General features: G+C 67.7%; 22 protein-coding genes. 8 read left to right on the plus strand and 14 right to left on the minus strand.

The genetic code is table 11. The features are described 5' to 3' along the window. Positions 1-104: 104 nt before the first annotated feature. Both FQV39_RS17380 and FQV39_RS17385 read left to right on the plus strand, forming a co-directional pair. Positions 105-1,205: a CobW family GTP-binding protein gene (locus FQV39_RS17380; RefSeq protein WP_149131430.1), complete on the plus strand. Its 1,101-nt coding sequence runs from the start codon at positions 105-107 to the stop codon at positions 1,203-1,205. A gap of 274 nt (positions 1,206-1,479) precedes the next feature. After that, on the plus strand, positions 1,480-2,622 hold the full coding sequence (locus tag FQV39_RS17385; RefSeq protein WP_149131431.1) for a GNAT family N-acetyltransferase: 1,143 nt from the start codon (positions 1,480-1,482) through the stop codon (positions 2,620-2,622). 252 nt (positions 2,623-2,874) lie between these two features. On the opposite strand, the gene FQV39_RS17390 is transcribed toward FQV39_RS17385, so the two are convergent. The 3 genes from FQV39_RS17390 to FQV39_RS17400 all read right to left on the minus strand — a co-directional run bounded on the left by FQV39_RS17390 (position 2,875) and on the right by FQV39_RS17400 (position 6,211). After that, positions 2,875-4,491, minus strand: coding sequence for an AMP-binding protein (locus tag FQV39_RS17390; RefSeq protein ID WP_149133900.1), 1,617 nt, complete (start codon positions 4,489-4,491; stop codon positions 2,875-2,877). Positions 4,492-4,587: 96 nt separating this feature from the next. Continuing rightward, positions 4,588-5,646 carry an ABC transporter substrate-binding protein gene (locus tag FQV39_RS17395; protein WP_149131432.1) on the minus strand — a complete coding sequence of 353 codons (1,059 nt, stop codon included), beginning with the start codon at positions 5,644-5,646 and terminating at the stop codon, positions 4,588-4,590. Between the two features lie 106 nt (positions 5,647-5,752). Further along, positions 5,753-6,211, minus strand: a complete 459-nt coding sequence (locus FQV39_RS17400) for an Lrp/AsnC ligand binding domain-containing protein (protein WP_149131433.1) — start codon at positions 6,209-6,211, stop codon at positions 5,753-5,755. Between the two features lie 125 nt (positions 6,212-6,336). On the opposite strand from FQV39_RS17400, the gene putA reads away from it, so the two are divergent. Then, positions 6,337-9,438, plus strand: coding sequence for a bifunctional proline dehydrogenase/L-glutamate gamma-semialdehyde dehydrogenase PutA (putA, locus tag FQV39_RS17405; protein WP_149131434.1), 3,102 nt, complete (start codon positions 6,337-6,339; stop codon positions 9,436-9,438). Positions 9,439-9,568: 130 nt separating this feature from the next. On the opposite strand, the gene FQV39_RS17410 is transcribed toward putA, so the two are convergent. Next, positions 9,569-10,669, minus strand: a complete 1,101-nt coding sequence (locus tag FQV39_RS17410; protein WP_149131435.1) for an NADH:flavin oxidoreductase/NADH oxidase — start codon at positions 10,667-10,669, stop codon at positions 9,569-9,571. 90 nt (positions 10,670-10,759) lie between these two features. Here FQV39_RS17410 and FQV39_RS17415 point away from each other — a divergent pair, with 90 nt between their 5' ends. From FQV39_RS17415 to FQV39_RS17425, 3 genes are all read left to right on the plus strand, one after another. Next, positions 10,760-11,065, plus strand: coding sequence for an ArsR/SmtB family transcription factor (locus FQV39_RS17415; RefSeq protein ID WP_149131436.1), 306 nt, complete (start codon positions 10,760-10,762; stop codon positions 11,063-11,065). Between the two features lie 104 nt (positions 11,066-11,169). Beyond that, positions 11,170-11,688 (plus strand): RNA pyrophosphohydrolase, encoded by a 519-nt coding sequence (locus FQV39_RS17420; RefSeq protein WP_149133901.1) that lies wholly within the window; start codon positions 11,170-11,172, stop codon positions 11,686-11,688. After that, entirely contained in the window at positions 11,685-12,065 is a 381-nt protein-coding gene (locus tag FQV39_RS17425; protein ID WP_149131437.1) for a VOC family protein, read from the plus strand. The genes FQV39_RS17420 and FQV39_RS17425 overlap by 4 nt, the downstream gene beginning before the upstream one ends. A 49-nt stretch (positions 12,066-12,114) precedes the next feature. Here FQV39_RS17425 and FQV39_RS17430 read toward each other — a convergent pair whose 3' ends face one another. The 6 genes from FQV39_RS17430 to FQV39_RS17455 form a co-directional block, all read right to left on the minus strand. After that, positions 12,115-12,528, minus strand: a complete 414-nt coding sequence (locus FQV39_RS17430) for a F0F1 ATP synthase subunit epsilon (RefSeq protein WP_149131438.1) — start codon at positions 12,526-12,528, stop codon at positions 12,115-12,117. Positions 12,529-12,641: 113 nt separating this feature from the next. Further along, entirely contained in the window at positions 12,642-14,129 is a 1,488-nt protein-coding gene (gene atpD, locus FQV39_RS17435) for a F0F1 ATP synthase subunit beta (RefSeq protein ID WP_149131439.1), read from the minus strand. Positions 14,130-14,204: 75 nt separating this feature from the next. Further along, complete coding sequence (locus FQV39_RS17440) at positions 14,205-15,074, minus strand: F0F1 ATP synthase subunit gamma (RefSeq protein WP_149131440.1); 870 nt, start codon at positions 15,072-15,074, stop codon at positions 14,205-14,207. A gap of 136 nt (positions 15,075-15,210) precedes the next feature. Continuing rightward, positions 15,211-16,740 (minus strand): F0F1 ATP synthase subunit alpha, encoded by a 1,530-nt coding sequence (atpA, locus tag FQV39_RS17445; protein WP_149131441.1) that lies wholly within the window; start codon positions 16,738-16,740, stop codon positions 15,211-15,213. Continuing rightward, the gene (locus tag FQV39_RS17450; RefSeq protein WP_149131442.1) at positions 16,740-17,309 is read right to left on the minus strand and encodes a F0F1 ATP synthase subunit delta; all 570 of its coding nucleotides are present in this window, start codon (positions 17,307-17,309) and stop codon (positions 16,740-16,742) included. Before FQV39_RS17450 ends, atpA begins: the two co-directional genes overlap by 1 nt. Before the next feature lie 375 nt (positions 17,310-17,684). Beyond that, positions 17,685-19,868, minus strand: coding sequence for a primosomal protein N' (locus tag FQV39_RS17455; RefSeq protein WP_248313050.1), 2,184 nt, complete (start codon positions 19,866-19,868; stop codon positions 17,685-17,687). 174 nt (positions 19,869-20,042) lie between these two features. Between FQV39_RS17455 and FQV39_RS17460 the strand changes: the two genes are divergently transcribed. Next, on the plus strand, positions 20,043-20,969 hold the full coding sequence (locus tag FQV39_RS17460) for a tyrosine recombinase XerC (protein WP_149131443.1): 927 nt from the start codon (positions 20,043-20,045) through the stop codon (positions 20,967-20,969). 260 nt (positions 20,970-21,229) lie between these two features. Further along, on the plus strand, positions 21,230-21,790 hold the full coding sequence (locus tag FQV39_RS17465) for a DUF4337 domain-containing protein (protein ID WP_149131444.1): 561 nt from the start codon (positions 21,230-21,232) through the stop codon (positions 21,788-21,790). Positions 21,791-21,802: 12 nt separating this feature from the next. On the opposite strand, the gene FQV39_RS17470 is transcribed toward FQV39_RS17465, so the two are convergent. From FQV39_RS17470 to FQV39_RS17485, 4 genes are all read right to left on the minus strand, one after another. Then, on the minus strand, positions 21,803-22,603 hold the full coding sequence (locus FQV39_RS17470) for an SDR family NAD(P)-dependent oxidoreductase (RefSeq protein ID WP_149131445.1): 801 nt from the start codon (positions 22,601-22,603) through the stop codon (positions 21,803-21,805). A gap of 153 nt (positions 22,604-22,756) precedes the next feature. After that, complete coding sequence (locus FQV39_RS17475; protein ID WP_149131446.1) at positions 22,757-24,142, minus strand: amidase; 1,386 nt, start codon at positions 24,140-24,142, stop codon at positions 22,757-22,759. 17 nt (positions 24,143-24,159) lie between these two features. Beyond that, complete coding sequence (locus FQV39_RS17480) at positions 24,160-25,020, minus strand: ABC transporter permease (RefSeq protein ID WP_149131447.1); 861 nt, start codon at positions 25,018-25,020, stop codon at positions 24,160-24,162. After that, entirely contained in the window at positions 25,017-25,961 is a 945-nt protein-coding gene (locus FQV39_RS17485; RefSeq protein ID WP_149131448.1) for an ABC transporter permease, read from the minus strand. The genes FQV39_RS17480 and FQV39_RS17485 overlap by 4 nt, the downstream gene beginning before the upstream one ends. Positions 25,962-26,043: the final 82 nt, after the last annotated feature.

Genomic DNA, 26,043 nt, shown 5'->3' on the forward strand with positions numbered 1-26,043 from the left:
CGAGGCGCATGGAGTGACGATCCGGCCCTTTGACGAAGCATCGGATTTTCCCGAAAGGTGGATTCCACTTTTCGGTCTGATGCCCTGAGACCGGACGACAGATCATGACCGGCGCCCACGCCAGCCCCGCCCCCATACCGCTGACGCTGCTCACCGGCTTCCTCGGCGCCGGCAAGACGACGCTGCTCAACCGGCTGCTGAAGGACCCCGCGCTGGCGGACAGCGTGGTGCTCGTGAACGAGTTCGGCGAGGTCGGGCTCGACCACCTGATGGTCGAAGGCGTCGAGGAGAACATGATCCTCCTCGAATCCGGCTGCCTGTGCTGCACGATCCGGGACGATCTCATCGTGACGCTCGAGGATCTGCTGCGCCGGCGGGACAATGGCCGGATCGGCGCCTTTTCCCGCCTCGTCATCGAGACGACCGGCCTCGCGGACCCGGCGCCCATCCTGAACGTGCTGATCAACCACCCCTATCTCGCCATGCGCTTCCGGCTCGACGGCGTCGTCACGCTCGTCGACGCGGTCAACGGCATGGCGACGCTCGACGCCCATGAGGAGGCGCGCCGGCAGGTCGTCGCCGCCGACCGGCTCGTCCTGACCAAGACAGACCTCGCAGGTCCGGCCGATGCGCTGCGCGCACGCCTCGCCGCGCTGAATCCCGGTGTCGAGATCCTTCTTCCGGATGCGGCGGCGAGCGCGCTGATCGGCGCAGGCCTCTATGATCTGGTGCGGCGCCCGGCCGCTCTGCGCCGCTGGCTGGCGGAAACAGAGATTCCCGGCCACAGCCATCACCATCACGGCCATGGTCACCAGCATCATCACGGTCATGATCATCACGGGCAGTATCCGCATGACGTGAACCGCCACGACGAGGCGATCCGCGCCTTTGCCCTGACGGCTGAGCAGCCCGTCGCCCGAAGCACCTTCGATCTGTTCTGGACCCTGCTGCGCTCGATCCATGGGCCGCGCCTGCTGCGGCTGAAGGGTCTGGTCGATGTGGCCGAGCAGCCGGGGCATCCGCTGCTCGTGCACGCCGTGCAGCAGATCCTGCATCCGCCCATCACGCTCGACGCCTGGCCTGATGCCGACCGGCGCTCACGCCTCGTCCTGATCGTCAAGGACATCGAGGAGGAGACCGTCCAGCGCCTGTGGTCGGCCTTCCTCGGCCAGCAGGCCGAGCGTGCCGAGACCGCACGCTCCTAGCAGGCTGCTGATTTCCCACGGAACCACGTCGTCATCCCGGGCTTGACCCGAGATCCATGCCAGAGCTCTTACGATGAAGGTTCCGGCATGGATCCCGGCTCTGCGCTTCGCTTCGGCCGGGATGACGCGCGCTTCCATCAAAACGGAGCATGTCCTAGTGCGCCCGCAGCGGCCCACTTCTTGAAGCGTCTCTCCCGCATGGCGAGGTACAGGCCTGTATCTCGCCATTCCGGCACAGCCTTGCGCCGGAAAGACGCATCGGGAGCGGGAGCGGATGAGCGAGATCATAGCCCTGGCGAGCCTGGGCGGCACGGCGTCGATGATGCCGACCGTGCTGCGATCGCTCCCCGGCATGGCGATCCACTGCGAAATCCGTCCGCTCGCCTCCTGTGACGGGATCGTCAGGGAATGGGCTGATCTCGCGGCGCAGGCCATCGAGCCCAATCCCTTTCTCGATCCAGGCTTCGCGCTCGCCGCGGCTCAACATCTCGTCTCGTTCCGCGACGTTGCGCTGATGCTGCTCTGGCAGGGCGAGGCCGGACGGCAATCGCGCCGATTGATCGGCCTCGTGCCATTCCGCCGACGCCAGCGCCTGCTTGCAGCCGAGGCTCTGGACGAATTCGCCGATCCCCGCCTGCTCAACGGCACGCCCCTGATCGACGACACCTTCGCAGCGCCGGCCCTGTCGGCGCTGTTCCGCGTCCGGCGCAGGGAGGCTGGGCCAACCGCCGGCTTGACCTTCCCGGCCATCGACCCAGCCGGCCCGTTCGCAACGGCATTGATATGGATCGCCGGCAAACAGGGCTTCGTGGCGGACTGGCAAGCCCTCGGCATGCCCAGCCCACGGCTCGCGGGCCAGGCCAGCCTCGCAGAAGCGCGGGCCAAGCTGGAGGCGCGGGGCAAGCTGCGTCTGGAAGAGCCCTCGACCCTCGCCGGCCGGCGCGACGCCGTCGAGATCCTGCTTGCCCTCGAAGCCTCGGGCCGGCGGGGGCAGACAGGCCGGGCAACCCTTCAGGATATCCGCGAGGCCGCCTTCCTGCGCAGCATGAGCCGCAGCCTCAGCCGGCAGAAACTGTGCCGGATCGCGCTGCTGATGCTCGATGACAGACCGATCGCGGCAGCGCTGACGCTCGGCCGTTCTCCGATGAGCTGGCTCTATCTCGCGGCCGACGACGACGGCCTGGCCCCGGCCAAGCCGCTAGCGCTGCTCCTGGCGATGATGCGCAAGGCGGCGCCCGCGCGACAGATCAGGCTGGCTGGCGGCCTGCCGATCTTCGGAGCCGAGAGCGACGGCTTCGGCACGCTTCGCCTCAGCCATCGACGGGCCGGCACCCCGGCCGATCTCGCAGCCCGCATCCGGCGGCGGATCGGCCAGTCGCTGTTCAGAGCCCGTTCCGATCAGGTTGATTCAATCTGATCGGAACGGGCTCTGGGCGGTGTGGACAGTTGCCGAGATGGATCCGCCGGAACCGCCGCCGTCATTCCGGGGCGGACCGGAGGTCCGAGCCCGGAACCCATGAACACGACGCTCCAGATAGGGCCGGACTAGTTCGAAGCGCTGCTCTTCCTGCTGGGACGGTGTTCATGGGTTCCGGGCTCAGGCCTTCGGCCTGCCCCGGAATGACGGCGGTGCCACAACAAGGCCAGCTTGGCCAAGTGTCCACGGGCTCTAAGCCTCGGCCCGCAGCACACGACGGATGATCTTGCCCGTTGTCGTCAATGGCAATTCGCCGCGAAACGCGATCTCGCGGGGGTATTCATGCGCCGAGAGTCGCGCGCGCACGAAGTTCTGAAGCTCGGAGACCATCGACGGCGAGCCGGGCTGCCCCGGCTTCAGCACGATGAAGGCCTTGACGATCTCGGTGCGCAGCGTGTCGGGCTTGCCGACCACCGCGGCAAGCGCCACCGCCGGGTGCTTCAGCAGGCAATCCTCGATCTCGCCCGGGCCGATGCGATAGCCGGAGGAGGTGATGACATCGTCGTCCCGGCCGATGAAGCGGACATAGCCGTCGGCATCCTGCACGCCCTCGTCGCCGGTGATCATCCAGTCGCCGACGAACTTCGCCGCGGTCGCCTCGGGGTTGCGCCAGTATTCGAGGAACATCACCGGGTCCGGCCGGCGCACGGCGATCTGCCCTTCCTCGCCGGCTGAGCAGACCGAGCCGTCCGGCCGAATGATCGCCACGTCATGACCGGGAACCGCCCTGCCGATCGAGCCGGGCCGGCTCACGCCGATGGCGGCGCTGGAGGCGAGCACAAGATTGCACTCGGTCTGGCCATAGGCCTCGTTGATCGTCAGCCCCAGCGCCTCGCGCCCCCAGGCCAGTGTTTCGGCGCCGAGCGCCTCGCCGGCCGCCGCGACCGTGCGCAGGTTGAGCTCGTAGCGTCCGCGCGGATTGCCGGCGCCGCGCAGCATCCGCAGCGCCGTCGGCGGCACGAAGGCGTTGCGGATGCCAAGGTCCTGGATCAGGCTGTAGGCCTCGTCCGGCTCGAAGCGCGTCACCGGCCGGGCGACCACCGCCACGCCGAAATGCAGTGCCGGCAGCAGCATGTTGAGCAGCCCGCCGGCCCAGGCCCAGTCGGCCGGTGTCCAGGCGAGATCGCCCGGCCGCGGCATGAACTCATGCGGCATCTGCACGCCCGGCAGATGGCCGGGCAGGACGCGGTGGCCATGCAGCGCGCCCTTCGGATTGCCCGTCGTGCCGGAGGTGTAGATCATCAGCGCCGGATCGTCCGGCGTGGTCTCGACCGGCGTGAAATCGGGGCTGCCTTCGGCGAGGAGATCGTCCCAGCCCTCCGCGCCGCGATCCGGCCCCTCGGTCGAAACCAGCAAGGCGAGTTCCGGCAGGGGATGCGTGATCTGGCCGAGCTTGGCGAGGCCGGCTTCGTTGGTCACCACCACCTTCGCGCCGGAATCCTCCAGCCGGTAGGCGAGCGCGTCGACGCCGAACAGCGCCGCCAGCGGCACCGCGATGGCGCCGAGCTTGTAGGCGGCGAGATGGGCGGTCAGCACCGCCCGACCCTGCGGCAGCAGGATGGCGACACGGTCGCCACGGCCGACGCCGCGCGCGCGCAGGGCGTTGGCGAGACGGTTGGAATGCTCGCGGAACCAGCCGAAGCTGACCGGCGTCACGCGCCAGTCCTGCGAAACCTCGATGATCGCCGGCCGCTCCGGCGCGCTCGCCGCCCAGCGGTCGCAGACGTCGACGGCGATGTTGTAGCGATCCGGAATGCGCCAGCGGAAAGCGTCACGCAATGCGGCGTAGTCGGTCAGGTCTGGCAATATCAAGATGGAAGTCCGGTGGGAGGCGCGGCACGATAGGCAGGCGCCCAGCCGCTGTCACCCACCCCCAGCGCGGGCTTTCCGTGCGTCATGATGCGCTCAGAACATGCGTTCGCCGGCCGGCGGCAGGAATGCGTCGGAAAATGCATCGCCCGCGCGCGCCTTGTCCCGGAAGCTCCCCGCCAGGGTGAGCTGATCCAGCACCCGCGACCAGCGCTCGGAATCGATCCCGCCCAGACCGTGCGCCCGGACATAGGGCGTCAGCACGTTCCGCTCGATGACCATGCCGAGCTTCTCCCGCTCGATCTCCAGCTGGGCGTCCTCGTTGCGGCGCACGACCAGCTGCGCACTGGCGCCGGGGTTCGCGACCGCATCACGGATCCCGCGCATGACGGCGCGCACGAGGCCACGCACCGCATCCGGCTTGCTGGCGGCGAACTTGCCCGCCACGATCACCGCGCTGCCATAGAGCACGAGGCCGTGATCGGCCATTTCCATCAGCACGATGTCTTCGGCCGGTACACCACGCCCCTTGAGGGAAACATAAGTCGACGTGCCGAAGCCAAAGGCAGCATCGAGTTCCCCGGAAGCCAGCATCGGCTCCCGCACCGGAAGCCCCACGATCTCCAGCTTGATCTTGCTGTCGTCGATCTTGTTCAGGCTCTTGAAGATCGGCCACTGTGCAAAGCTGGCATCGGTGCTCGCCGTGCCCAGCTTGCGGCCCTCCAGGCTCGCCGGCTCGGCCGTGATGCCCCGGCTCTTGCGGCCGATGAGCGCGAAGCCCGGACGGTCGTGGATGATCATCACCGCCTTCAGATCGGTGCTCGGGTTCTCGTCGCGGAAGCGGATGAGCGCGTTGACGTCACCGAAGCCAGCATCCTGCGCGCCGGTCGCCAGACGCTGCAGCATGGCACGCGAGCCGTTGCCCGGCTCTATGGTAACATCGAGCCCTTCGGCACCGAAATAGCCTTTGTCCTGCGCAGCCAGAAAGGGTGCCGTCAGCCCGTCGAAACGTCGATCCAGGGCGAAGCGGATCGCCGTGTTGCCCTGCGCACGGGCAGCGCCGCCGGCCACACAGGCCGCCGCAGCCACTACCGCCAGCTGCCCGAACCCGCGCCGGCACAGGACTGGGGGACGAGGGGACGGAACGATGGGCATGGCAGGCCTCCGGGCGCCTTGCTGGTCGCGACACGGCATCTCCGCATCGCCCACGCTTCTTGACACCATAAGATGTTGAAATGGCGTCAACGCGGCAGCATTTCCGTCACAAGGGCAGGGCGCCGTCAGTCTTGACCTCCTCCATCACCGCATAGGTCCGCGTCTCGCGCACCGCCGGCAGCGCCAGCAGCACCTCGCCGAGGAAGCGGCGATAGGCGTTCATGTCAGCGACGCGCGTCTTGACCAGATAATCGAAGCCACCCGCGACCATGTGGCATTCCAGAACCTCCGGCGCCCGCTTCACCGCCGCGGCGAAGCGCTCGAAGGCATCGGGCGTCGTCTTGTCGAGATAGACCTCGACGAAGACGAGCAGGTTCAGGCCGAGCTTCATCGGATCGAGCGTGGCGCGGTAGCCGGTGATGTAGCCGTCGCGCGTCAGCCGCTTCAAACGCTCGCCCGTGGCGGTGGGAGACAACCCGACCTTTTCGGCGAGTTCAACACCCGCGATGCGGCCATCGCCTTGCAGCAGCGAAAGGATACGGCGATCGGTTCGGTCCAGCATTATGTTTCTCTATAGAATTGCATTTTGATAGAGATTGATACGGGAAAGAACCACCAAATGCCAATTGATATGCGGCCTATGATCCATCATCCTTCAGATAATCCTGCTTGACAGATCCGGAGCCCTTCATGGTCGCCCCCGCCCCGCGTACCGCCATGCCGCCTTTCCGCGCCTCCTTCGCCGAGGATGACGGCGCCATCGCCGGCCGGCTGCTCGCCGCCGCGCGCCGCGATCCCGCGGCCAAGGCCCGGATCGACGCGCGCGCCACCGGGCTGATCGAGGCGATCCGCACCCGCAAGGTCGGCCTCGGCGGCATTGAGGAATTGCTGCGCGAGTATTCGCTCTCGACCAAGGAGGGCCTTGCGTTGATGGTGCTGGCGGAAGCGCTGCTGCGCGTGCCGGATGCCGCGACCGCCGACCGGCTGATCGAGGACAAGCTCGGCCAGGGCGATTTCGCCCATCATGAATCGAAGTCCGACGCCTTCCTGGTCTCGGCCTCGGCCTGGGCGCTCGGCATCACCGCCCGCGTCATCCAGCCCGGCGAGACGCCGACGGGCATCGTCAGCAGCCTCGCCAAGCGCTTGGGCGTGCCGACCGTGCGCACGGCGACGCGCCAGGCGATGCGCGTGATGGGCAACCATTTCGTGCTCGGCCAGACGATCGAGGAGGCGCTGAAGCGCGCCCGCTCCGGCACCGGCAAGCTCTACCGCTACTCCTTCGACATGCTTGGCGAGGGCGCACGCACGCAGGCCGATGCCGATCGCTATTTCGCCTCCTACGCCGCCGCCATTGACGCCATCGGCCGCTCAGCCGGCAATGACAGGCTGCCGAACCGGCCGGGCATTTCCGTCAAGCTCTCGGCGCTGCATCCGCGCTACGAGGCGACGAACCATGAGCGCGTGCTCTCCGAGCTCGTGCCGAAGGTGATCGCGCTCGCCCGCCAGGCCAAGGGCTACGACCTCAACTTCACCGTCGATGCCGAGGAGGCCGACCGGCTCGAGCTTTCGCTCGACGTGATCGACGCCGTCTTCGCCGATCCCTCGCTCGACGGCTGGGACGGCTTCGGCCTCGCCATCCAGGCCTATCAGAAGCGCGCCTCCGCCGTGATCGACCATATCGGCCGGCTGGCGGAGACCTATAACCGGCGCATGATGGTGCGGCTGGTCAAGGGCGCCTATTGGGACACCGAGCTCAAGCGCGCCCAGGAGCGCGGCCTCGCCGACTACCCGGTCTTCACCCGCAAGGCGATGACGGACCTGAACTACGAGGCCTGCGCCGCCCAGCTCCTGAAGCTCAGGCCCCGCATCATCCCGCAATTCGCCACGCATAACGCACTCACCGTCGCGACCGTGGCCGAGATGGCTGGAGACGCCGAGGGCTTCGAGTTCCAGCGCCTGCACGGCATGGGCGAGGCGCTCTACGAGAAGCTGCTGCGCGAGAACGAAGGCTATGCCTGCCGCACCTATGCGCCGGTCGGCGGCCATCAGGATCTGCTCGCCTATCTCGTCCGCCGCCTGCTCGAGAACGGGGCCAACTCCTCCTTCGTCAGCGCCTCGGGCGACCCCGACGTGCCGGTCTCGCAGCTCCTTACGCCGCCGGCCGACATCATCGGTAGCGCCAGCGCGGCGCGCCATCGCCGCATCCCGCTGCCGGCTGATCTCTACGGCCCGTCCCGCAAGAACTCGGCCGGCACCGAGCTCGGCCATGAGGCGAGCCTGGACGCACTGGTGAAGGAGATCGCGGCGACGAAGAGCTTCCCCGACGCGGCGCCGATCATCGACGGCAAGGCGCAGCCCGGTGCCACGCGCGACGTGCGCTCGCCCATCGACAACAAGCCGATCGGCAAGGTCACCGAAGCCGACGCCGCCACGGCCGAGCGCGCCCTGCTGGCGGCCAAGGCCGGCTTCCGCGCCTGGAGCGAGACGCCCGCCCGCATCCGCGCCGCCGCGCTACGCAAGGCCGCCGACATCATGGAGACCCGCCGCAGCCTGCTGATCGCGCTGCTGCAGAGCGAGGCCGGCAAGACCATCGACGACGCCATCTCCGAGGTGCGCGAGACCGTCGATTTCTGCCGTTATTACGCCACGCAGGCCGAGGAGCAGTTCGCGACCCCGACGGCACTGCCCGGCCCGACGGGTGAAGAGAACCGGCTGATCCTGCGCGGGCGCGGCGCCTTCGTCTGCATCGCACCCTGGAACTTCCCGCTCGCGATCTTCACCGGCCAGGTCGTCGCCGCGCTCGTCACCGGCAACAGTGTCGTCGCCAAGCCGGCACCGCAGACGCCGATCATCGCGACCGTCGCCGTGAAGATCCTGCATGAGGCCGGGGTGCCCGTCAGCGCGCTGCATCTCGTACCGGGTGGCACCGAGGCCGGCGCGGCGCTGGTCGCGCATAAGGATGTTGCCGGCGTCGCCTTCACCGGCTCGACCGCGACCGCGCGTGGCATAAACCGGGCGCTCGCCGCCAAGGACGGGCCGATCGTGCCGCTGATCGCCGAGACCGGCGGCCTCAACGCCATGATCGTCGACGCCACCGCCCTGCCCGAGCAGGTCGCGGACGATGTCGTGATGTCGGCCTTCCGCTCGGCCGGCCAGCGCTGCTCGGCGCTCAGGCTGCTCGTGGTGCAGGACGATGTCGCCGACAAGATGATCGAGATGATCGAGGGTGCCACCAAGGAGCTCAAGCTCGGCGATCCGCGTCGGCTCGACATCCATATCGGCCCGGTGATCGACGCCGCCGCCAAGCAGCGCCTCGACACCCATGTCGCCGCCATGCGCCAGCAGGGCCGCGTCGCCTGGGCCGGGCAGGCGCCCGATCTCGGCGGCACCTTCGTTGCGCCGCATGTCGTCAGGCTCGACCGCGTGACCGACCTCACCGCCGAGCATTTCGGGCCGATCCTGCATGTCGTACGCTGGAAGGCGGGCGAGCTCGACAAGGTGATCGACGAGATCGACGCCTCGGGCTACGGGCTGACGCTCGGCGTCCACTCGCGCATCGAGACGACGGTCGAGCGCGTGGCGGAACGCCTCTCGACCGGCAACATTTATGTCAATCGCAACATCATCGGCGCGGTGGTCGGCGTGCAGCCCTTCGGCGGCCACGGCCTGTCGGGCACCGGCCCGAAGGCCGGCGGCCCACACTACCTCGCCCGCTTCGCCACCGAGCAGACGGTGACGATCAACACCGCTGCCGCCGGCGGCAATGCCAGCCTGATCGCGATGGGCGAATGAAGCGAGGGGCCTCGCGGCCCCTCCCTCAAGCATTTTCGAGCGAAGTGGACACCGGTTCGCGTGAAGAAAATGCGATAAAACAAAGAGCCAGAGGATTTCTACGTTTCGAAGAAACGCGGAAATCCTCTGCTCACGCCGCGCGGTAGCGCGCGAGCCAGTGGGCGTAAGGCGCCGGCAGGGTCTTCCAGGCCGGGTTCTCGACGCCGAGCGCCTGCGCCGCGGCATAGGGCCAGTGCGGATCGGCCAGCAGCGGACGGCCCAACGTGACGAGATCGACCTTGCCCTCGCGCACCAGCGCGTCGGCCTGCTCGGGCTTGCTGATGTACCAGCTCGTCGAGGCCGGCAGGCCGGCCTCGCGGCGCACCCGTTCGGCGACCGGCGCCAGGAAGGCCGGTCCCCACGGAATCTTGGCCTCGTTGGTCGAGAAGCCGACGCTGACGTCGATGAAATCCAGCCCCTCGGCCTTGAAGCGCTTCACCAGCTCGATCGCCTCGGCGAGCGTCTCCTCGTCCTGACCGTCATACTCGATCACGCCGAGGCGTGCGGACAACGGGCGGTCCTCCGGCCAGACCTTGCGCACGGCGGCCAGCGTCTCGATCAGGAAGCGGCTACGGTTCTCGAAGCTGCCGCCATAGACGTCGTCGCGCTTGTTGGCGTGGCGCGACAGGAAGCTCTGCGCCAGATAGCCATGGGCGAAATGCAGCTTCAGCCATTCGATGCCGATGTCGCGGGCGCGCTCGGCAGCCGCAACGAAATCGGCACGGACACGCGCGATATCGGCCTGCGTCATCGCCCGCGGCACGCGCGAGAGGCCGCCGCCCTGGGCGATCGCTGACGGCGCGATCGTCTCCCAGCCACGCGGATCATTTGGCGGGATATGATCGTCGCCTTCCCAGGGACGGTTGGCGCTAGCCTTGCGCCCGGCGTGGCCGATCTGGATGCCGGTGACGGCACCGGCCCTGCGCATCTCCGCGACGATCGGCGCCAGCGCCTCGGCCTGCCCGTCATTCCACAGGCCAAGGCAGGCGGGCGTGATCCGCCCTTCCGGTGAGACGCCGGTCGCCTCGATGACGACGAGGCCGGCGCCACCGCGCGCCAGCCCGGCAAAGTGGGCGCGATGCCATTCGTTCGCGACACCGTCCTGCGCCGAGTACTGGCACATCGGCGATGCGACGATGCGGTTTCGAAGGGTAACGTTCTTCAGGCTGAAAGGGTCGAACAGGCCGGGCATGCTTGGCTCCGCAGGTGAGGTTCTGATGATTCGATAGTTCGATATTTTTCGAACTTTGGCAATATCAAAACCCTGTGATAGGCTTCGCCGATGCGACATGCCCGCCTGCCCACTTCGGATGAGATTGCACTCGAAGACGTCTTCCATGCCCTGAGCGACCCGTTCCGGCTGGAAGTTGTCCGCCGACTCGCGGTGGAGGGCGAGGCGAGCTGCCAGGCCCTCGAGGGCGATCGGCCGAAATCCAGCGTCTCGCATCACTTCCGCGTCCTGCGCGAAGCCGGCCTTATCCGTACCCGCAATGAGGGCGCGACACGAATGAACGCGCTACGCCGCGAGGATATCGAGCAGCGCTTTCCCGGCCTGCTGTCCTGCGTTCTCTCGAAACGGGACGAGTGAGATTTCTTTGCCGGCTGCCATTTGCCGAGATGAGCGGCCTGCACAACGCAGTTTACGGCCAGCACGCGGTTTCGCGGCATGAGACGGCGTCCTATGCTCTGCCGATGAGCCTCCCCTATCGCGCCAATGTCGGTATCGCCTTGTTCAACGCCGAAGGACTGGTCTTCGCCGGCCACTCGCATAGCGCCGGCCCGGAGGTCATCCTGCCCGGCTTCGACTGGCAGATGCCGCAGGGCGGCATCGACCCGGACGAGGACATCGTCGCCGCCGCCCGCCGCGAGCTCGAAGAGGAGACCGGCGTCACCAGCGCAGACTTCCTTGCCGTGACCGAGGAGTGGTGGAGCTACGATTTCCCACCCTATGACGGGCCGCCGCACAGGCTCACGGCCTTTCGCGGCCAGCGCCAGCGCTGGGTTGCCTTCCGCTTCACCGGCAACGACGACGAGATCGATATCGGCAAGCCGAACGGCGACGAGCCGCCGGAATTCAGTGAATGGTGCTGGCGCCCGTTGAACCAGATGCCGGGGCTCGTCGTTCCCTTCAAGAAAACTGTCTACGAGCGGGTCGCCGCCGCCTTTGCGGCCTTCGCCTCGCCCGCCACGGCTGAGGGAATGGACCGATGAGCATCGTCGAACTCGACCACTGCGTGATCCATGTCTCCGACTGGGAACGCTCGAACGCCTTCTATCACGACGTGATCGGCGCGGAGATCATCCCGAACAAGGACGGTTTCGTCTATCGCATCGGACGCGCGCAATTGAACTGCCATGGGCCGGGGCTCGATCCGACGCCGGTGGCCCGCCTGCCCGTTCCGCCGGGCGGCAGCGATCTCTGCTTCGTCTGGCCAGGGCCGATCGCAGAAGCGATCAGCCATCTCGAACGGCAGAAAGTTGCGATCGAACTCGGCCCGGTCCAGCGCTTTGGCCGCGGCGGCCATGGCACGAGCGTCTATTTCCGCGATCCCGACGGTTCGCTGCTGGAGTTCATCAGCTACGCATGAAAAAGGGCCGCTTACGCGGCCCCTTGCATTCTCGGCTTCCAGGTGACCCTCAGGCCGCCTTGCGCTGCTCGAAGACGTGCTTGAACTCGTGCAGTTGCACCAGCATGTCGCGCAAGCGGCGCTCCTCGACCTCGCTCGGCGCCGCGGCGAGACGGGTCTCGGCCGAGAGGATCGCCGCGTCGAGGACCTCGTTGTTGACGTCCTCGATGAAGTTCGCACGTTCGGCCAAGATCGTGACAGAGGTCTGGTTGACCTCGACGAGGCCGCCGCCGACGAAGAATTCCTTGCCGTTGTCGGCGCCGGTCTGGGCCAGCACGATGCCCGGCTTCAGCCCGGCAACGGTCGGAACGTGACCGGCGAGCACAGTCATCTCGCCCTCAACCGACGGGATGATGACGCTGATGACCTCGCCCGAGAACAGGATGCGCTCCGGCGAGACGAGTTCGAAATTGAAGGTGGCCATCGTTTCATTCTCCCCGGCTCGTCATGGCCGGGTTTGATCCGGCCATCTCGGAAACCAGCGGTTTCTGGTCATGAGATCCCCGGGACGAGCCCGGGGATGACGCGTTCGGAAGTTTACGCCGCTTCGGCGGCCAGACGCTGCGCCTTCTCGACGGCCTCCTCGATGGAGCCGACCATGTAGAAGGCCGCTTCCGGCAGGTGGTCGTATTTGCCCTCGACCAGGCCCTTGAAGCCCTTGATCGTGTCCTCGAGCGAGACGAGCTTGCCGGGCGAGCCGGTGAAGACTTCCGCGACGTGGAAGGGCTGCGACAGGAAGCGCTCGATCTTGCGGGCGCGCGCCACCGTCATCTTGTCGTCTTCCGAGAGCTCGTCCATGCCCAGGATCGCGATGATGTCCTGCAGCGCCTTGTAGCGCTGGAGCACCTGCTGGACCTGACGGGCGACGCCGTAGTGCTCCTCGCCGACGATATCGGCCGAGAGCATGCGCGAGGTCGAGTCGAGCGGGTCGACCGCCGGGTAGATGCCCTTTTCCGCGATCGAGCGCGAGAGCACGGTCGTGGCGTCCAAGTGGGCGAAGGAGGTCGCCGGCGCCGGGTCGGTCAGGTCGTCCGCGGGCACGTAGATCGCCTGCACCGAGGTGATCGAGCCCTTGGTCGTGGTGGTGATGCGCTCCTGCAGGTTGCCCATGTCGGTGGCGAGCGTCGGCTGATAGCCCACCGCCGAGGGAATGCGGCCGAGCAGCGCCGACACTTCCGAGCCCGCCTGGGTGAAGCGGAAGATGTTGTCGACGAAGAACAGCACGTCCTGGCCCTTGTCGCGGAAGTCCTCGGCGACGGTCAGGCCGGCCAGCGCAACGCGCATGCGGGCGCCCGGCGGCTCGTTCATCTGGCCGTACACAAGGGCGCACTTGGAACCGGCGGTCGAACCATTGTTCTCCTTCGGGTCCTTGTTGACGTTCGACTCGATCATCTCGTGATAGAGGTCGTTGCCCTCGCGGGTGCGCTCGCCGACACCGGCGAACACCGAGTAGCCACCGTGGGCCTTCGCAACGTTGTTGATCAGCTCCATGATCAGCACGGTCTTGCCGACGCCGGCGCCGCCGAACAGGCCGATCTTGCCGCCCTTGGCGTAGGGAGCCAGCAGGTCGACGACCTTGATGCCGGTGACGAGGATCTGCGCCTCGGTCGCCTGCTCGGCATAGGACGGAGCGGGCTGGTGGATGCCGCGAGTGGCGGTCGTCAGGATCGGGCCTGCCTCGTCGACCGGCTCGCCGATGACGTTCATGATGCGGCCGAGGCACTCGTCGCCGACCGGAACCGCGATCGGGGCGCCGGTGTCGGTGACGGACTGGCCGCGCACCAGGCCTTCAGTGGCGTCCATCGCGATGGTGCGGACCGTGTTCTCGCCCAGATGCTGGGCGACCTCGAGGACGAGGCGGTTGCCGAGGTTTTCGGTTTCGAGCGCGTTCAGGATCTCCGGCAGGGCGCCGTCGAACTGCACGTCGACAACCGCGCCGATGACCTGGGCAACACGGCCGGTGCCGGTGTTGGCGGGCTTCTCGTCGGCGGTCTTCTTGGTGGTCTTGGTAGCGGCTTTGGCCATGGCGGAACCTCGGGACTAGCGCATTCGGATGTTTCGGCAGCCGGCGGAGAGCACCGCCGGCGAGAGTCTAGGCGGTTAGAGCGCTTCCGCGCCGGAGATGATCTCGATCAGTTCCTTCGTGATCATCGCCTGACGCGAGCGGTTATAGAGCGTGGTCTGCTTCTTGATCATCTCGCCGGCATTGCGCGTGGCGGAATCCATCGCGGACATGCGCGCGCCCTGTTCGGAGGCGGCATTCTCGAGCAGCGCGCGCAGGATCTGAACCACCAGGTTGCGCGGCAGCAGCGCCTCGAGGATCTCGCTCTCGTCCGGCTCGTAGTCGTAGACGGCGTCGGTCTGCTTCGTCCCTTCCGGAATCTCGGCCGGGATGATGCGCTGCGCCGTCGGGATCTGGGCGATCACCGAGCGGAATTTCGAGAAGAACAGCGTCGCGACGTCGAACTCGCCCTCGTTGAAGCGGGCGAGCAGCTTCTGCGCGATCGCCTCGGCGTTGACGAAGCCGACCTGCTTGAACTCGCGCAGATCGATGAACTCGATGATCTCGCTGGCGAACTGCCGACGCAGGATATCGTAGCCCTTCTTGCCGACGCAGATGATCTTGATCGTCTTGCCATCGGCCTTGAGCGCATTCGCCTTGTCGCGGGCGAGGCGCGCGATCGAGGAGTTGAAGGCGCCGCACAAGCCGCGCTCGGCGGTGCAGACCAGCAGCAGATGCACCTTGTCCGAGCCCGTGCCGGCGATCAGGCGCGGCGCGCTCGATCCGGTCACGCCGGAAGCGAGGTTCGCCAGCACCGTCTCCATGCGCTCGGCATAGGGGCGCGCGGCCTCGGCGGCCGTCTGCGCGCGGCGCAGCTTGGCAGCCGCGACCATCTGCATGGCCTTGGTGATCTTCTGCGTCGCCTTCACCGAGGCGATGCGGTTACGTAGGTCCTTCAAAGAAGGCATGTGGCGCTCTCACCCCGTCATGGTCGACCTTGTGTCGACCATCCACGTCTTGAACCTCGGTCTCATCTACCACGTTCGCCGCATTCACGACGAAGACGTGGATGGTCGGGACAAGCCCGACCATGACGCCTGCGGATCAGGCGAAGGACTTCGCGAAGCCCGCGACGATGTCCTTGAGCTTGGCGGCGTTGGCGTCCGACAGATCCTTCGACGAGCCGATCTCGCCCAGGAGGCCGGCATGCTTCGAGCGGACCAGCGACAGCAGGCCGTCCTCGAAGGAACGGACCTTGTTGACCGGCAGCGCGTCGAGATAGCCGTTCACGCCGGCGTAGATCACGACGACCTGCTCTTCCATCTTCAGCGGCGAGAACTGCGGCTGCTTCAGCAGCTCGGTCAGGCGGGCGCCGCGGTTGAGCAGGCGCTGCGTGACCGCGTCGAGGTCCGAGCCGAACTGGGCGAAGGCGGCCATCTCGCGATACTGGGCGAGCTCGCCCTTGATCTTGCCGGCGACCTTCTTCGTCGCCTTGGTCTGCGCCGAGGAGCCGACGCGCGACACCGAGAGGCCGACGTTCACGGCCGGGCGGATGCCCTGGTAGAACAGGTCCGTCTCCAGGAAGATCTGGCCGTCGGTGATCGAGATCACGTTGGTCGGGATGTAGGCCGAGACGTCGTTCGCCTGCGTCTCGATCACCGGCAGCGCCGTCAGCGAGCCGAGACCGGCAGCCTCGCCCATCTTCGCCGCGCGCTCGAGCAGGCGGGAGTGGAGGTAGAACACGTCGCCGGGATAGGCTTCACGGCCCGGCGGGCGGCGCAGCAGCAGCGACATCTGGCGATAGGCGACGGCCTGCTTGGACAGGTCGTCATAGATGATGACGGCATGCATGCCATTGTCGCGGAAATACTCGCCCATGGCGCAGCCGGCGAAGGGCGCCAGGAACTGCATCGGGGCGGCGTCGGAGGCGGTCGCCGCGACGATGATCGAATATTCCAGCGCGCCGCGCTCTTCGAGCACCTTGACGAACTGGGCGACGGTCGAACGCTTCTGGCCGATGGCGACATAGACGCAGTAGAGCTTCTGGCTCTCGTCATCACCCTCGTTCAGCGCCTTCTGGTTCAGGATCGTGTCGAGCGCCACGGCGGTCTTGCCGGTCTGGCGATCACCGATGATCAGCTCGCGCTGGCCGCGGCCGATCGGGATCAGGGCGTCGATCGCCTTGAGGCCGGTCGCCATCGGCTCGTGCACCGACTTGCGCGGAATGATGCCGGGCGCCTTGACGTCGACGCGGGCGCGGGTCTTGGCCTTGATCGGGCCCTTGCCGTCGATCGGGTTGCCGAGCGCGTCGACGACTCGGCCGAGCAGCTCCTTGCCGACGGGAACGTCGACGATGGCGCCGGTGCGCTTGACGGTCTGGCCTTCCTTGATCTCGCGGTCGGAACCGAAGATCACGACGCCGACATTATCGCTCTCGAGGTTGAGCGCCATGCCGCGCACGCCGGACTCGAACTCGACCATCTCACCGGCCTGGACCTTGTCGAGGCCGTAGACGCGGGCGATGCCGTCACCGACGGAGAGAACCTGGCCGACTTCGGTGACCGAAGCTTCCGAGCCGAAATTCGAGATCTGAGCCTTCAGGATGGCGGAGATTTCAGCGGGGCGGATGTCCATCAGCCGACCTCTTTCATGGCAAGACGAATTGAATTGAGCTTGGTTTTCAGCGAGGCGTCGACCATCCGCGAGGCCATCTTGACGATGAGCCCGCCGATCAGCGTCGGATCGACCTTGATCGAGACGTCGACATCCTTGCCGGCGACGCCCTTCAGCACCGCGCGGATCTCGTCGACGCGCTTGGCCGTCGGCTCTTCGGCGACCGTCACCTCGGCGGAGACGATGCCCTTGGCCTCGGCGACCAGGCGCTTGTAGCCGGTGATCATGCCGGGCAGCGCGAAGAGACGGCGCTTGCTGGCGACCAGGCCGATGAAATTGGCGGCGATGCCGGTGATGCCGGCCTTCTCGAGCACGGCCTTGATCGCGGCGACCTGCTCCTCGGCGGTGAAGGCCGGGCTCTCGATCAGGCGGGCGAGGTCGGCGCTCTCGGCGAGCAGGCCGTTGAAGGCGTCCAGAGCGGCGGCGACGGCGTCGATCGCACCGTTCTCCTCAGCCAGCTCGAACAGAGCGGTGGCATAGCGCTGAGCTACGCCCGACACCAATGTCCCCTGCGATCCGCCTTCAGCCACGCTTCCCGTCTCTCGTTTCAAGGGACTGCACCGGCGACCTTCCGGAGAAGGTGGAGTGCATCGTCCCGACGCTGCGAGTATCATAGGCCCAAAGTCGGCAAGACGACTTCGCGACCGAAATGTGGCGGTGCACTAGCATGTGGTTCCGGGCCGCGCAATCGCTGATTGGCCCATGGAAGTGGCGATTTCGCCACGGCTTTCAGCAATTCAAAGGAATCCGGAGTGACGACGCGTTTTCATGAAAGCGCGGGTCATCCCGGACGGCGCGAAGCGGAGATCCGGGATCCATGCCTGAACCTTGATCGGAAGCGCTCCGGCATGGATCCCGGGTCAAGCCCGGGATGACGGCATGTTTCTTAGCGAAATCAGCGGTCTCTAGAGAAAGCTCTGCGGATCGACGTCGACCGCGACCCTGACCGAGCCCTTTGGCTTGGGTGCCCGTTTCAGCCAGCCACGCAGGTAATCCTGCAGGTTGATCTCGCGTGCCGTCTTGACGATCAGACGCATGCGATGGCGCCCGCGCAGCACCGCGAGTGGCGCTTCCGCCGGCCCCAGCACCATGATTCCGTCGCCGGCCTCCGCGCAGCGCGCCAGAGCGCGGGCATGGCTTTCGGCCTCGCCTTGCGTGTTCGCGGAGACGATCAGCGCCGCCAGACGGCCGAAGGGAGGCAGCCCCGCCGCCTCCCGCGAAGCCTCCTCTGCGGCATAAAACCGCTCCGGGTCGCCCGAGATCAGGGCCTTGAGCACGGGATGCTCCGGGTCATGCGTCTGAAGCAGGGCACGACCCGGTTTTTCGCCTCGCCCTGCGCGCCCCGTGACCTGCCGCAGCGCCTGGAAGGTGCGCTCGGCTGCCCGGGGATCGCCTGAAGTCAGGCCGAGATCGGCGTCGATCACCCCGACCAGCGTCATGCCGGGGAAATTATGGCCCTTGGCGACCAGTTGCGTGCCGATGACGATGTCGAACTCGCCCTCCGCCACCGCCATCAGCTCCTGCTTCAGCCGCTCGGTTCCGCCCGGAAAATCGCTGGAGAGGACGATGGAACGCGCCTGTGGAAAAAGCGTCGCGACCTCCTCGGCCAGCCGCTCGACGCCCGGCCCGCAGGCGATCAGGCTCTCCGGCTGGTGGCAGGCGGGGCATTCATGCGGCCGGCGCTCGACATGGCCGCAATGATGGCAGACCAGCGCGCGCCGGAAACGGTGGTCGACCAGCCAGGCCGTGCAGTTCGGGCATTGGAAGCGGTGGCCGCAATCGCGGCAGAGCGTCAACGGCGCATAGCCGCGCCGGTTGAGGAAGAGCAGCGACTGCTCACCAGCCTCCAGATTGGCTTCGACCGCCTTGATCAGCGCGCCCGAGAGCCAGCGCCCCCGCTCCGGCTTGTCGCGTCGCAGATCGACGAGGCCGAGCTGCGGCAATTCGCGCCCGCCGAAGCGCTCGGGCAGCTTGAGATGGGCGTAGCGGCCGCGCTCGGCATTGACGCGCGTTTCGAGCGAGGGCGTCGCGGAAGCCAGCACGACAGGTGCGTTCTCGATCCTACCCCGCACCACCGCCATGTCGCGGGCGTGGTAGGAGACGCCGTCCTCCTGCTTGTAGGCGCTCTCGTGCTCCTCATCGACGACGATGAGGCCGAGATCGCTATAGGGCAGGAACAGGGCCGAGCGGGCGCCGGCCACCACCTTGGCCTCGCCCCCCGCAATCGCCGCCTGCAGCCGCTCGCGCCGCCGCCCGCTCACGGCCGAGTGCCAAAGCCCCGGCTTGACGCCGAAACGGGCCTCGAAGCGGTCGATGAACTGCGCGGTGAGCGCGATCTCCGGCATCAGGATCAGGCTCTGGCGGCCCTGCCGGATCGCCTCGGCCACCGCCTCGAAATAGACCTCCGTCTTGCCGGAGCCGGTGACGCCTTCGAGCAGTGAGACGCCGAAGGTCCTGGCCTGCACCGCCGCAATCAGCGCCTGCGCCACCGCTCCCTGCCCTTCGGACAGCTCCGGCACGGCATGCTCGGGGTCGGGCCGCGCCGCGATGGCCTCCCGCGGCAGCGGCTCGACCACGAAGGTGCCGGCATCGACAAGGGAATCGATCACCGCCGCGCTGACCGAGGCCGCCTCGGCCAACGCCGATTTCGCGATGAGCAGTCCGCCTTCGGCCGCCGCGATGGCGCGCGCTCGCGCGGGGGTCATCCGCCCCGGCGGTGGCCCGACGAGCCTGACGCCGAGCTTCGGTCGCTCGGGCGTGTCGTCCGGCTGCCGGCGCAGTGTGAGCGCCAGCACGGAGCCCTTCGGCGCGAGCGTATACCAGGCCACCCAGTCGACGAGCTTGCGCAGCGCCGGATCGAGCGGCGGCATGTCGTATTTGCCGGTGACCTTCTTGAGATTGCCGCCGCGCCCGCTGCCGACGTCCCAGACCACGCCGACCGTCTCGCGCGGCCCGAGCGGCACCTGCACGACATCGCCGGGCTTGAGCGAGAGCCCGGCCGGCACGGCATAGCTATAGGCCTGGTCGAGCCCGAGCGGGATCAGCACGTCGACCGTGCCGCCTTCGATCATGTCCGCCGTCTCGTCCATGACCCGTGTCTAGCATCGATTCGGGGAGTGTTAAGGCAGGAGCGTCATGCTCGGCCAACGATCAGCCCGTCATGCTCGCCCTTGTGGCGAGCATCCATGTCTTGAACACCGACCTCGATCAGCCAAGGCGTGGATGGTCGGGACAAGCCCGACCATGACGGGGAACGCTCGCGCATGACCGATTTCGACAGCTTCCGGCGCGACTGGCTCTCCCACCTCTCGGCCGAGCGGCGCCTCTCGCCGAAGACGCTGGAGGCCTATGGCCGCGATCTCGGCCAATTCACCGCCTTCCTGACCGAGCATCTCGGCGGGGCTCCGGCGCTCGCCGACATCGCCGGGCTCAAGCCCGCCGATCTGCGCGCCTTCCTCGGCCAGCGCCGCCGCGACGGCGTCGGCAACCGCACGCTGATGCGCCAGCTCGCGGCACTGCGCTCCTTCGCCCGCTTCGGCGAGCGCAGCGGCAAGCTCAGCGCCGCCCCCTTCGCCGCGACACGCGGGCCGCGGCTCGGCAAATCTCTGCCACGCCCGCTCGAGCCCTCTGCCGCCAAAGCCGTCACACAGGCCGACACCCGCGCCGGCGAAGAGCGCGAGCAATGGGTTCTCGCCCGCGACGCCGCCGTGCTCGGCCTGCTCTATGGCAGCGGCCTGCGCATCTCGGAGGCCCTCTCGCTTTCCCGCGCGCAGGCGCCGCAGCAGGCCGGCGACACACTCACCGTGATCGGCAAGGGAGCCAAGACACGGATGGTGCCGGTGCTGCCCGTCGTGGTCACGGCGATCGCGGAATATCTCAAGCTCTGCCCCTGGCGGCTGCCGCCGGAAGGCCCGCTCTTCGTCGGCGCCAAGGGCGGGCCGCTCTCGCCGCGGATCATCCAGCTCGCAGTCGAGGGCCTGCGCGGCGCGCTGGGCCTGCCCTCCTCCGCCACGCCTCACAGCCTGCGCCATTCCTTCGCGACGCATCTGCTCGGCCGCGGCGGCGATCTGCGCGCCATCCAGGAGTTGCTCGGCCACGCCTCGCTCTCGACGACGCAGATCTACACCCGCATCGATTCGGCGCGGCTGATGGCGGCCTATGACGCCGCCCATCCGCGCGCCAGCCGCTAGAGGCTACCGCAGTTTCATGGAAAGCGTCGTCATTCCGGACGAGCGGCCCTCGGGTCCGATCTTCGATCGGCCCAAGAATAAACTCCGCCGCCCGATCCGGAATCTCGAAGGGCTCCGGCGCTCTACGATGGATCCCGGGTCAAGCCCGGGGTGACGGCATGGTTCCGGGCAAAATCGGAAATGGGGCGGGCCGCTGTCATCTTGCTGCCTTAGCGGAAAGCCTTAAACAGCGCCGCCAGATTGGCCCTGCGAGGTGATTCGTGTCCGGTTCCATCGAAACGCCCGAGGGCGGCAACAAGCGCATCGCCCTGCTGATCGCGCTGCTTGCGCTCGCGCTCGCCTTCTCCGAGATCGGCGGCAAGAACGCCGAGCAGGAGGCCGTCGCCAAGAATATCGAGGCTTCCAATCTCTGGGCCTTCTTCCAGGCCAAGACGATCCGCGGCACCACGCTGCGCACCGCCGCCGAGGCGATGGAGGTCGAGCTTGCCGGCGTCACCGACGAGGCCGCCCGGCAGCGCATGGGCAAGCGCGTCGAAAGCTGGAAGCAGACCGTCGCGCGCTATGATTCCGAGCCGGAGACCAATGAGGGCCGTAAGGAGCTCGCCGCCCGGGCCAAGGCGGCCGAGGCGCAGCGCGATATCGCCGCCGCCCGCGACGACAAGTTCGACATCGCCTCGGGCCTGATTCAGATCGCGATCGTGATCTCGTCGGCCGCCATCATCACCGGCGTCGGCCTGCTCGCCTTTACCGGCGGCCTGCTCGGCATCGCCGGCCTCGCGCTGATGGCGCTGGCGCAGTTCGCCCCGACCGCTCTTTTCTAGGGCGGACTACCCTCAGTAGTGGATGGCGCCGCGGATGCCGCCACCGCAGGCGATGGCATCGCCATTGATCGCGACGCTGCGCGGCGAGGCCAGAAAGGCGACGATGTCGGCGATTTCAGTCGCATCGACCAACCGCCCGATGGTGTTGTTTGAGGCCATGTCGGCCTCGACCTGCGCCTCGCTCTTGCCGCGGGCAGCGGCCCGCGCCGCGACGATGGAAGCGGTGCGCTCCGTCCGCGTCGTGCCGGGATGGACGACGGTGACGTTGATGCCCTGCGGGCCGAGCTCGTCGGCGAGGTTCTTGGTCAGCGCCGCCACCGCGACATTGCGCATCGAGCCGACGGTCGAGCCGGTCAGGCGGGTAGCCAGCCCGCTGATGTTGATGATGCGGCCCCAGCCATTGGCCGTCATGTGCGGCGCGGCTTCCCGCGCCATGCGCAGATAGCCCATCACCTTCACGTTCACATCGTCCCAGAACAGCGCGTCGGTGATCTCCGCGAGCTTCGGCGGCGGCGCCTGCCCGCCCGGCTTGGCCGCCGCGTTGACGAGAATGTCGAGCCCGCCCAGCGCCGCAACCGTGTGGGCCACCACGGCCTTGACCGACTCGTCGTACTGGGTGTCGACGACATGGCCGATCACCTTGCGCCCTGTCTCGGCGGCGAGCGCCGAAGCAGCCTCCGCCAGTTCGGCCTGATTGCGCGCGGCGATGACGACATCGACGCCTTCGAGCGCGAGCTGCCGCGCGATGGCGCGGCCGATGCCCTTGTTGCCGCCGGTCACCAGCGCGCGCTTGCCCGTGAGCTGCAGGTCCATAAACGTTTCCTCCGATTCTCGTTCACGCGGAAACACCTCGTCATCCCGGACAAGCCGCGCAGCGGCGCCGATCCGGGATCCATCGCAGGGCGCCGAGCCCGACGATGGATCCCGGGTCAAGCCCGGGATGACGAGCGGTTCATTCAAAAGCCTTCATGCGGGAAGAGCCGGCCACACGATCGACCCGCGCATCGCCTCCCAGGCACGCGCCATCCTGAGCACGCCGAGATCGTCGAAGCGCCTGCCGGTAATCTGCAGGCCGATCGGCAGACCGGCTTTCGTCAGCCCGGCATGCACGGAGATCGCCGGCTGGTCCGACATATTCGCCGACACCGTGAAGCAGATATGCTCGAAGGGCTGCGCCGGGTCATTGACGGGCGAGGCCCATTCGGCCGGGAAGCTCGGCACGGGCGAAACCGGCGAGAGGATGAAGTCATAGGGTTGGATGGCCCTGAGCGCCGCGTCGCGCATCGCCATCATCTGGCTCATGCCGCGATAGACCCGTTCGCCCGGCAGCCCCTTGCCGCTCTCCGCCCAGGCGAAGATATAGGGCAGCACCTTCGCCCGCTTCTCCTGCGGCAGCGCGCCGATATCGACCCAGGCGCGCTGGCGCCAGAAATCATCGAGCCCGTCGAGCATCTCGCGGGTCAGATAGGGCGCGACCTGCTCGACGATGGCACCCGCCGCGACGAAGGCCTTTGCAGCCGCCTCGATCGCGGCCTTCGTCTCCGGCTCCACGGGCAGGCCGATGCCGGCATCGAGCTGCAGGCCGATGCGCAGCCCCTTCGGATCGATGTCGAGCGCCAGCCAGTCGATCGCCTGCGGCGGCAGGCTCATCCCGTCGCGCGCATCGGGCTTCGACAATTCCCGCATCATCAGGGCGGCGTCCTCGACCGTGCGCGTCATCGGCCCGGCGACGCGGCCGTAATAGGTCGGGTCGATCGGCACGCGCCCGAAGCTCGGCTTCAGCCCGACGAGCCCGCACCAGCCGGCCGGCAGCCGGATCGAGCCGCCGATATCGGTGCCGACATGCAGCGGACCATAGCCCGCGGCCCCCGCCGAGCCGGCCCCGGCCGAGGAACCGCCGGGGTTCTTGCTGACGTCCCATGGATTGCGCGCCAGCCGGTGGAAGCTCGACAGCCCAGAGGAGAGCATGCCGTAATCCGGCATCGTCGTCTTGCCGAGCATGACGAGGCCGGCTTCGCGCAGCCGTGCCGCAGGAGGTGCGTCATCGGCAGCGGGAGAGAGATCGCTCGCGGCCGTGCCGAGGGGCACCGGAACGCCCTTCGTCCTGATGTTTTCCTTGATCGTGCCGGGCACGCCGTCGAGCGGCAGGGCCTGCCCGTTCAGCCAGCGCGCTTCGGAGGCCTTCGCCTGCGCCAGCGCGCCCTCCGGATCATAGGCATAGAGCGCATCGAGCTTCGGCTCCCAAGCCGCGATCCGCGCGATCACCGCCTCCGTCACCTCGACGGGCGAGAGCGTACGCTTCCCGTAGGCGGCGAGAAGCTCGGCTGCGCTCAGATCGGCAAGATCGGTCATTCCTGTATCCTCGAAAACTACCGGCTGCGGCGCAGGCGCGGATCGACGGCGTCGCGCAGGCCATCGCCCAGCAGGTTGAACCCCAGCACGGTCAGCGCGATCGCGGCACCCGGAAAGATCGCAAGCCAGGGCTGCATCGCCATGAAGGTCTGCGCCTCGTTGAGCATCCGCCCCCAGGATGGGTTCGGCGGCTGCGTTCCCAACCCGAGATATGAGAGCCCTGCCTCGGCCAGCACCGCAAGCGCGAACTGGATCGTCGCCTGCACGACCAGGATGCCGGCGATATTGGGCAGGACATGGCGCAGCGTGATCTGCCGGTTGTCGAGCCCGGCCGCCCGCGCCGCCTGGATAAAGTCCTGCGCCCAGACCTGCAGCGCCGCCCCGCGCGAAAGCCGCGCGAAATAGGGCAGATTCAGCACGCCGATGGCAATGACGGCGTTGAGCATGCCCGGCCCGGCGATGGCGGTCATCATGATCGCGGTCAGCACGGCCGGGAAGGCGTGGGTGAAATCGGCCGTGCGCATGATGACATGGTCGAGGATGCCGTCGCGCCGGACCGAGGCGGCGAGCCCCAGCGCCGTCCCCAGCACCATGCCGATGCCGACGGCGCCCAGCCCCACCGCGAGCGAATTGCGCGCCCCGACCATGATCATCGAGAAGACGTCGCGGCCGAACTGGTCGGTGCCGAACCAGTTGGTGGCCGACGGCCCCTTGAGCCGGTTCAGGATCGCCATCTGCGTCGGCGGATAGGGCGTCCAGATGTATGAGATCAGCGCGGCCGCGATGACGAGCACGGCGAGCATCGCCCCGATCACGAAGGAGGGCGCGAGCCACCAATGCCGGCGGCCTGCCGGCGCCTTGTCCCCGACCGCACTCATGACTGCCTCAAGCGCGGATCGATCAGCCCGTAGAGCAGCTCGACCGCGAAATTGATCAGGATCGCCAGCCCGGCAAACAGCATGACGAGGTCCTTGACCACGATGAGATCGTGCTGCGCGATCGCCTGGAAGACGAGCCGTCCCAGCCCCGGCAGGGCGAAGACGTTCTCGATGATGATCGCGCCGGCGATCAGCACCGAGAACTGCAGCCCCAGGATGGTGACGACGGGGATCAGCGCATTGCGCAGCGCGTGCCGGCGCATCGTCACGCCTTCACTGAGGCCTTTGGCGCGGGCGGTGCGGACGAAATCCTCCTGCAGCGTGTCGAGCACGGCGGAGCGCGTCAGGCGCGCAATGATCGCCGCCTGCGGCAACGCCAATGCCAGCGCCGGCATCAGAAGCGCCTTCAGCGCCGTACCGAAGCCGGCCTGCCAACCCGGAAAGCCACCGGCCGGCAGCCAGCCGAGCCCGACCGCAAAGACGAGCACGAGCAGCAGGCCGAACCAGAAGTTGGGGATGGCGAGCCCGGCCTGAGCGAAGGCCATCACTCCGGCATCGGCCAGCCGGCCATGGCGGGAGGCGGCGAGCATGCCGAGCGGGATGCCGATCACCATCGCCAGCCCGATCGCCATCAGCGCGAGCGGCAGCGTCACCGCCATGCGCTCGGCGATGAGCTGCGCCACCGGCACGCGATAGGTGTAGCTCAGGCCGAGATCGCCGGTAGCGAGCCCACCGAGCCAGATGAGGAAGCGCAGCACCGCCGGCTTGTCCAGGCCCATCTCGGCGTGCAGCGCGGCAAGAGCCTCCGGCGAGGCATTGAGGCCGAGCGTCACCGCCGCCGGATCGCCCGGCAGGATCTCGAGCACGATGAAGATAACCAGCGCCGCCGCGAGCAGGGTCAGGGCCAGCGCGACGAGCCGGCGCAGGATGTAGCCGATCACGGGTCCCGATTCTCCGCGCCGTCATTCCGGGCGACCGCAGGGCGACCCGGAATCCATCGTAGAGTGCATCCGCCCTTCGATG

The sequence above is a fragment of the Bosea sp. F3-2 genome, assembly GCF_008253865.1.
Classification (GTDB): Bacteria; Pseudomonadota; Alphaproteobacteria; order Rhizobiales; family Beijerinckiaceae; genus Allobosea.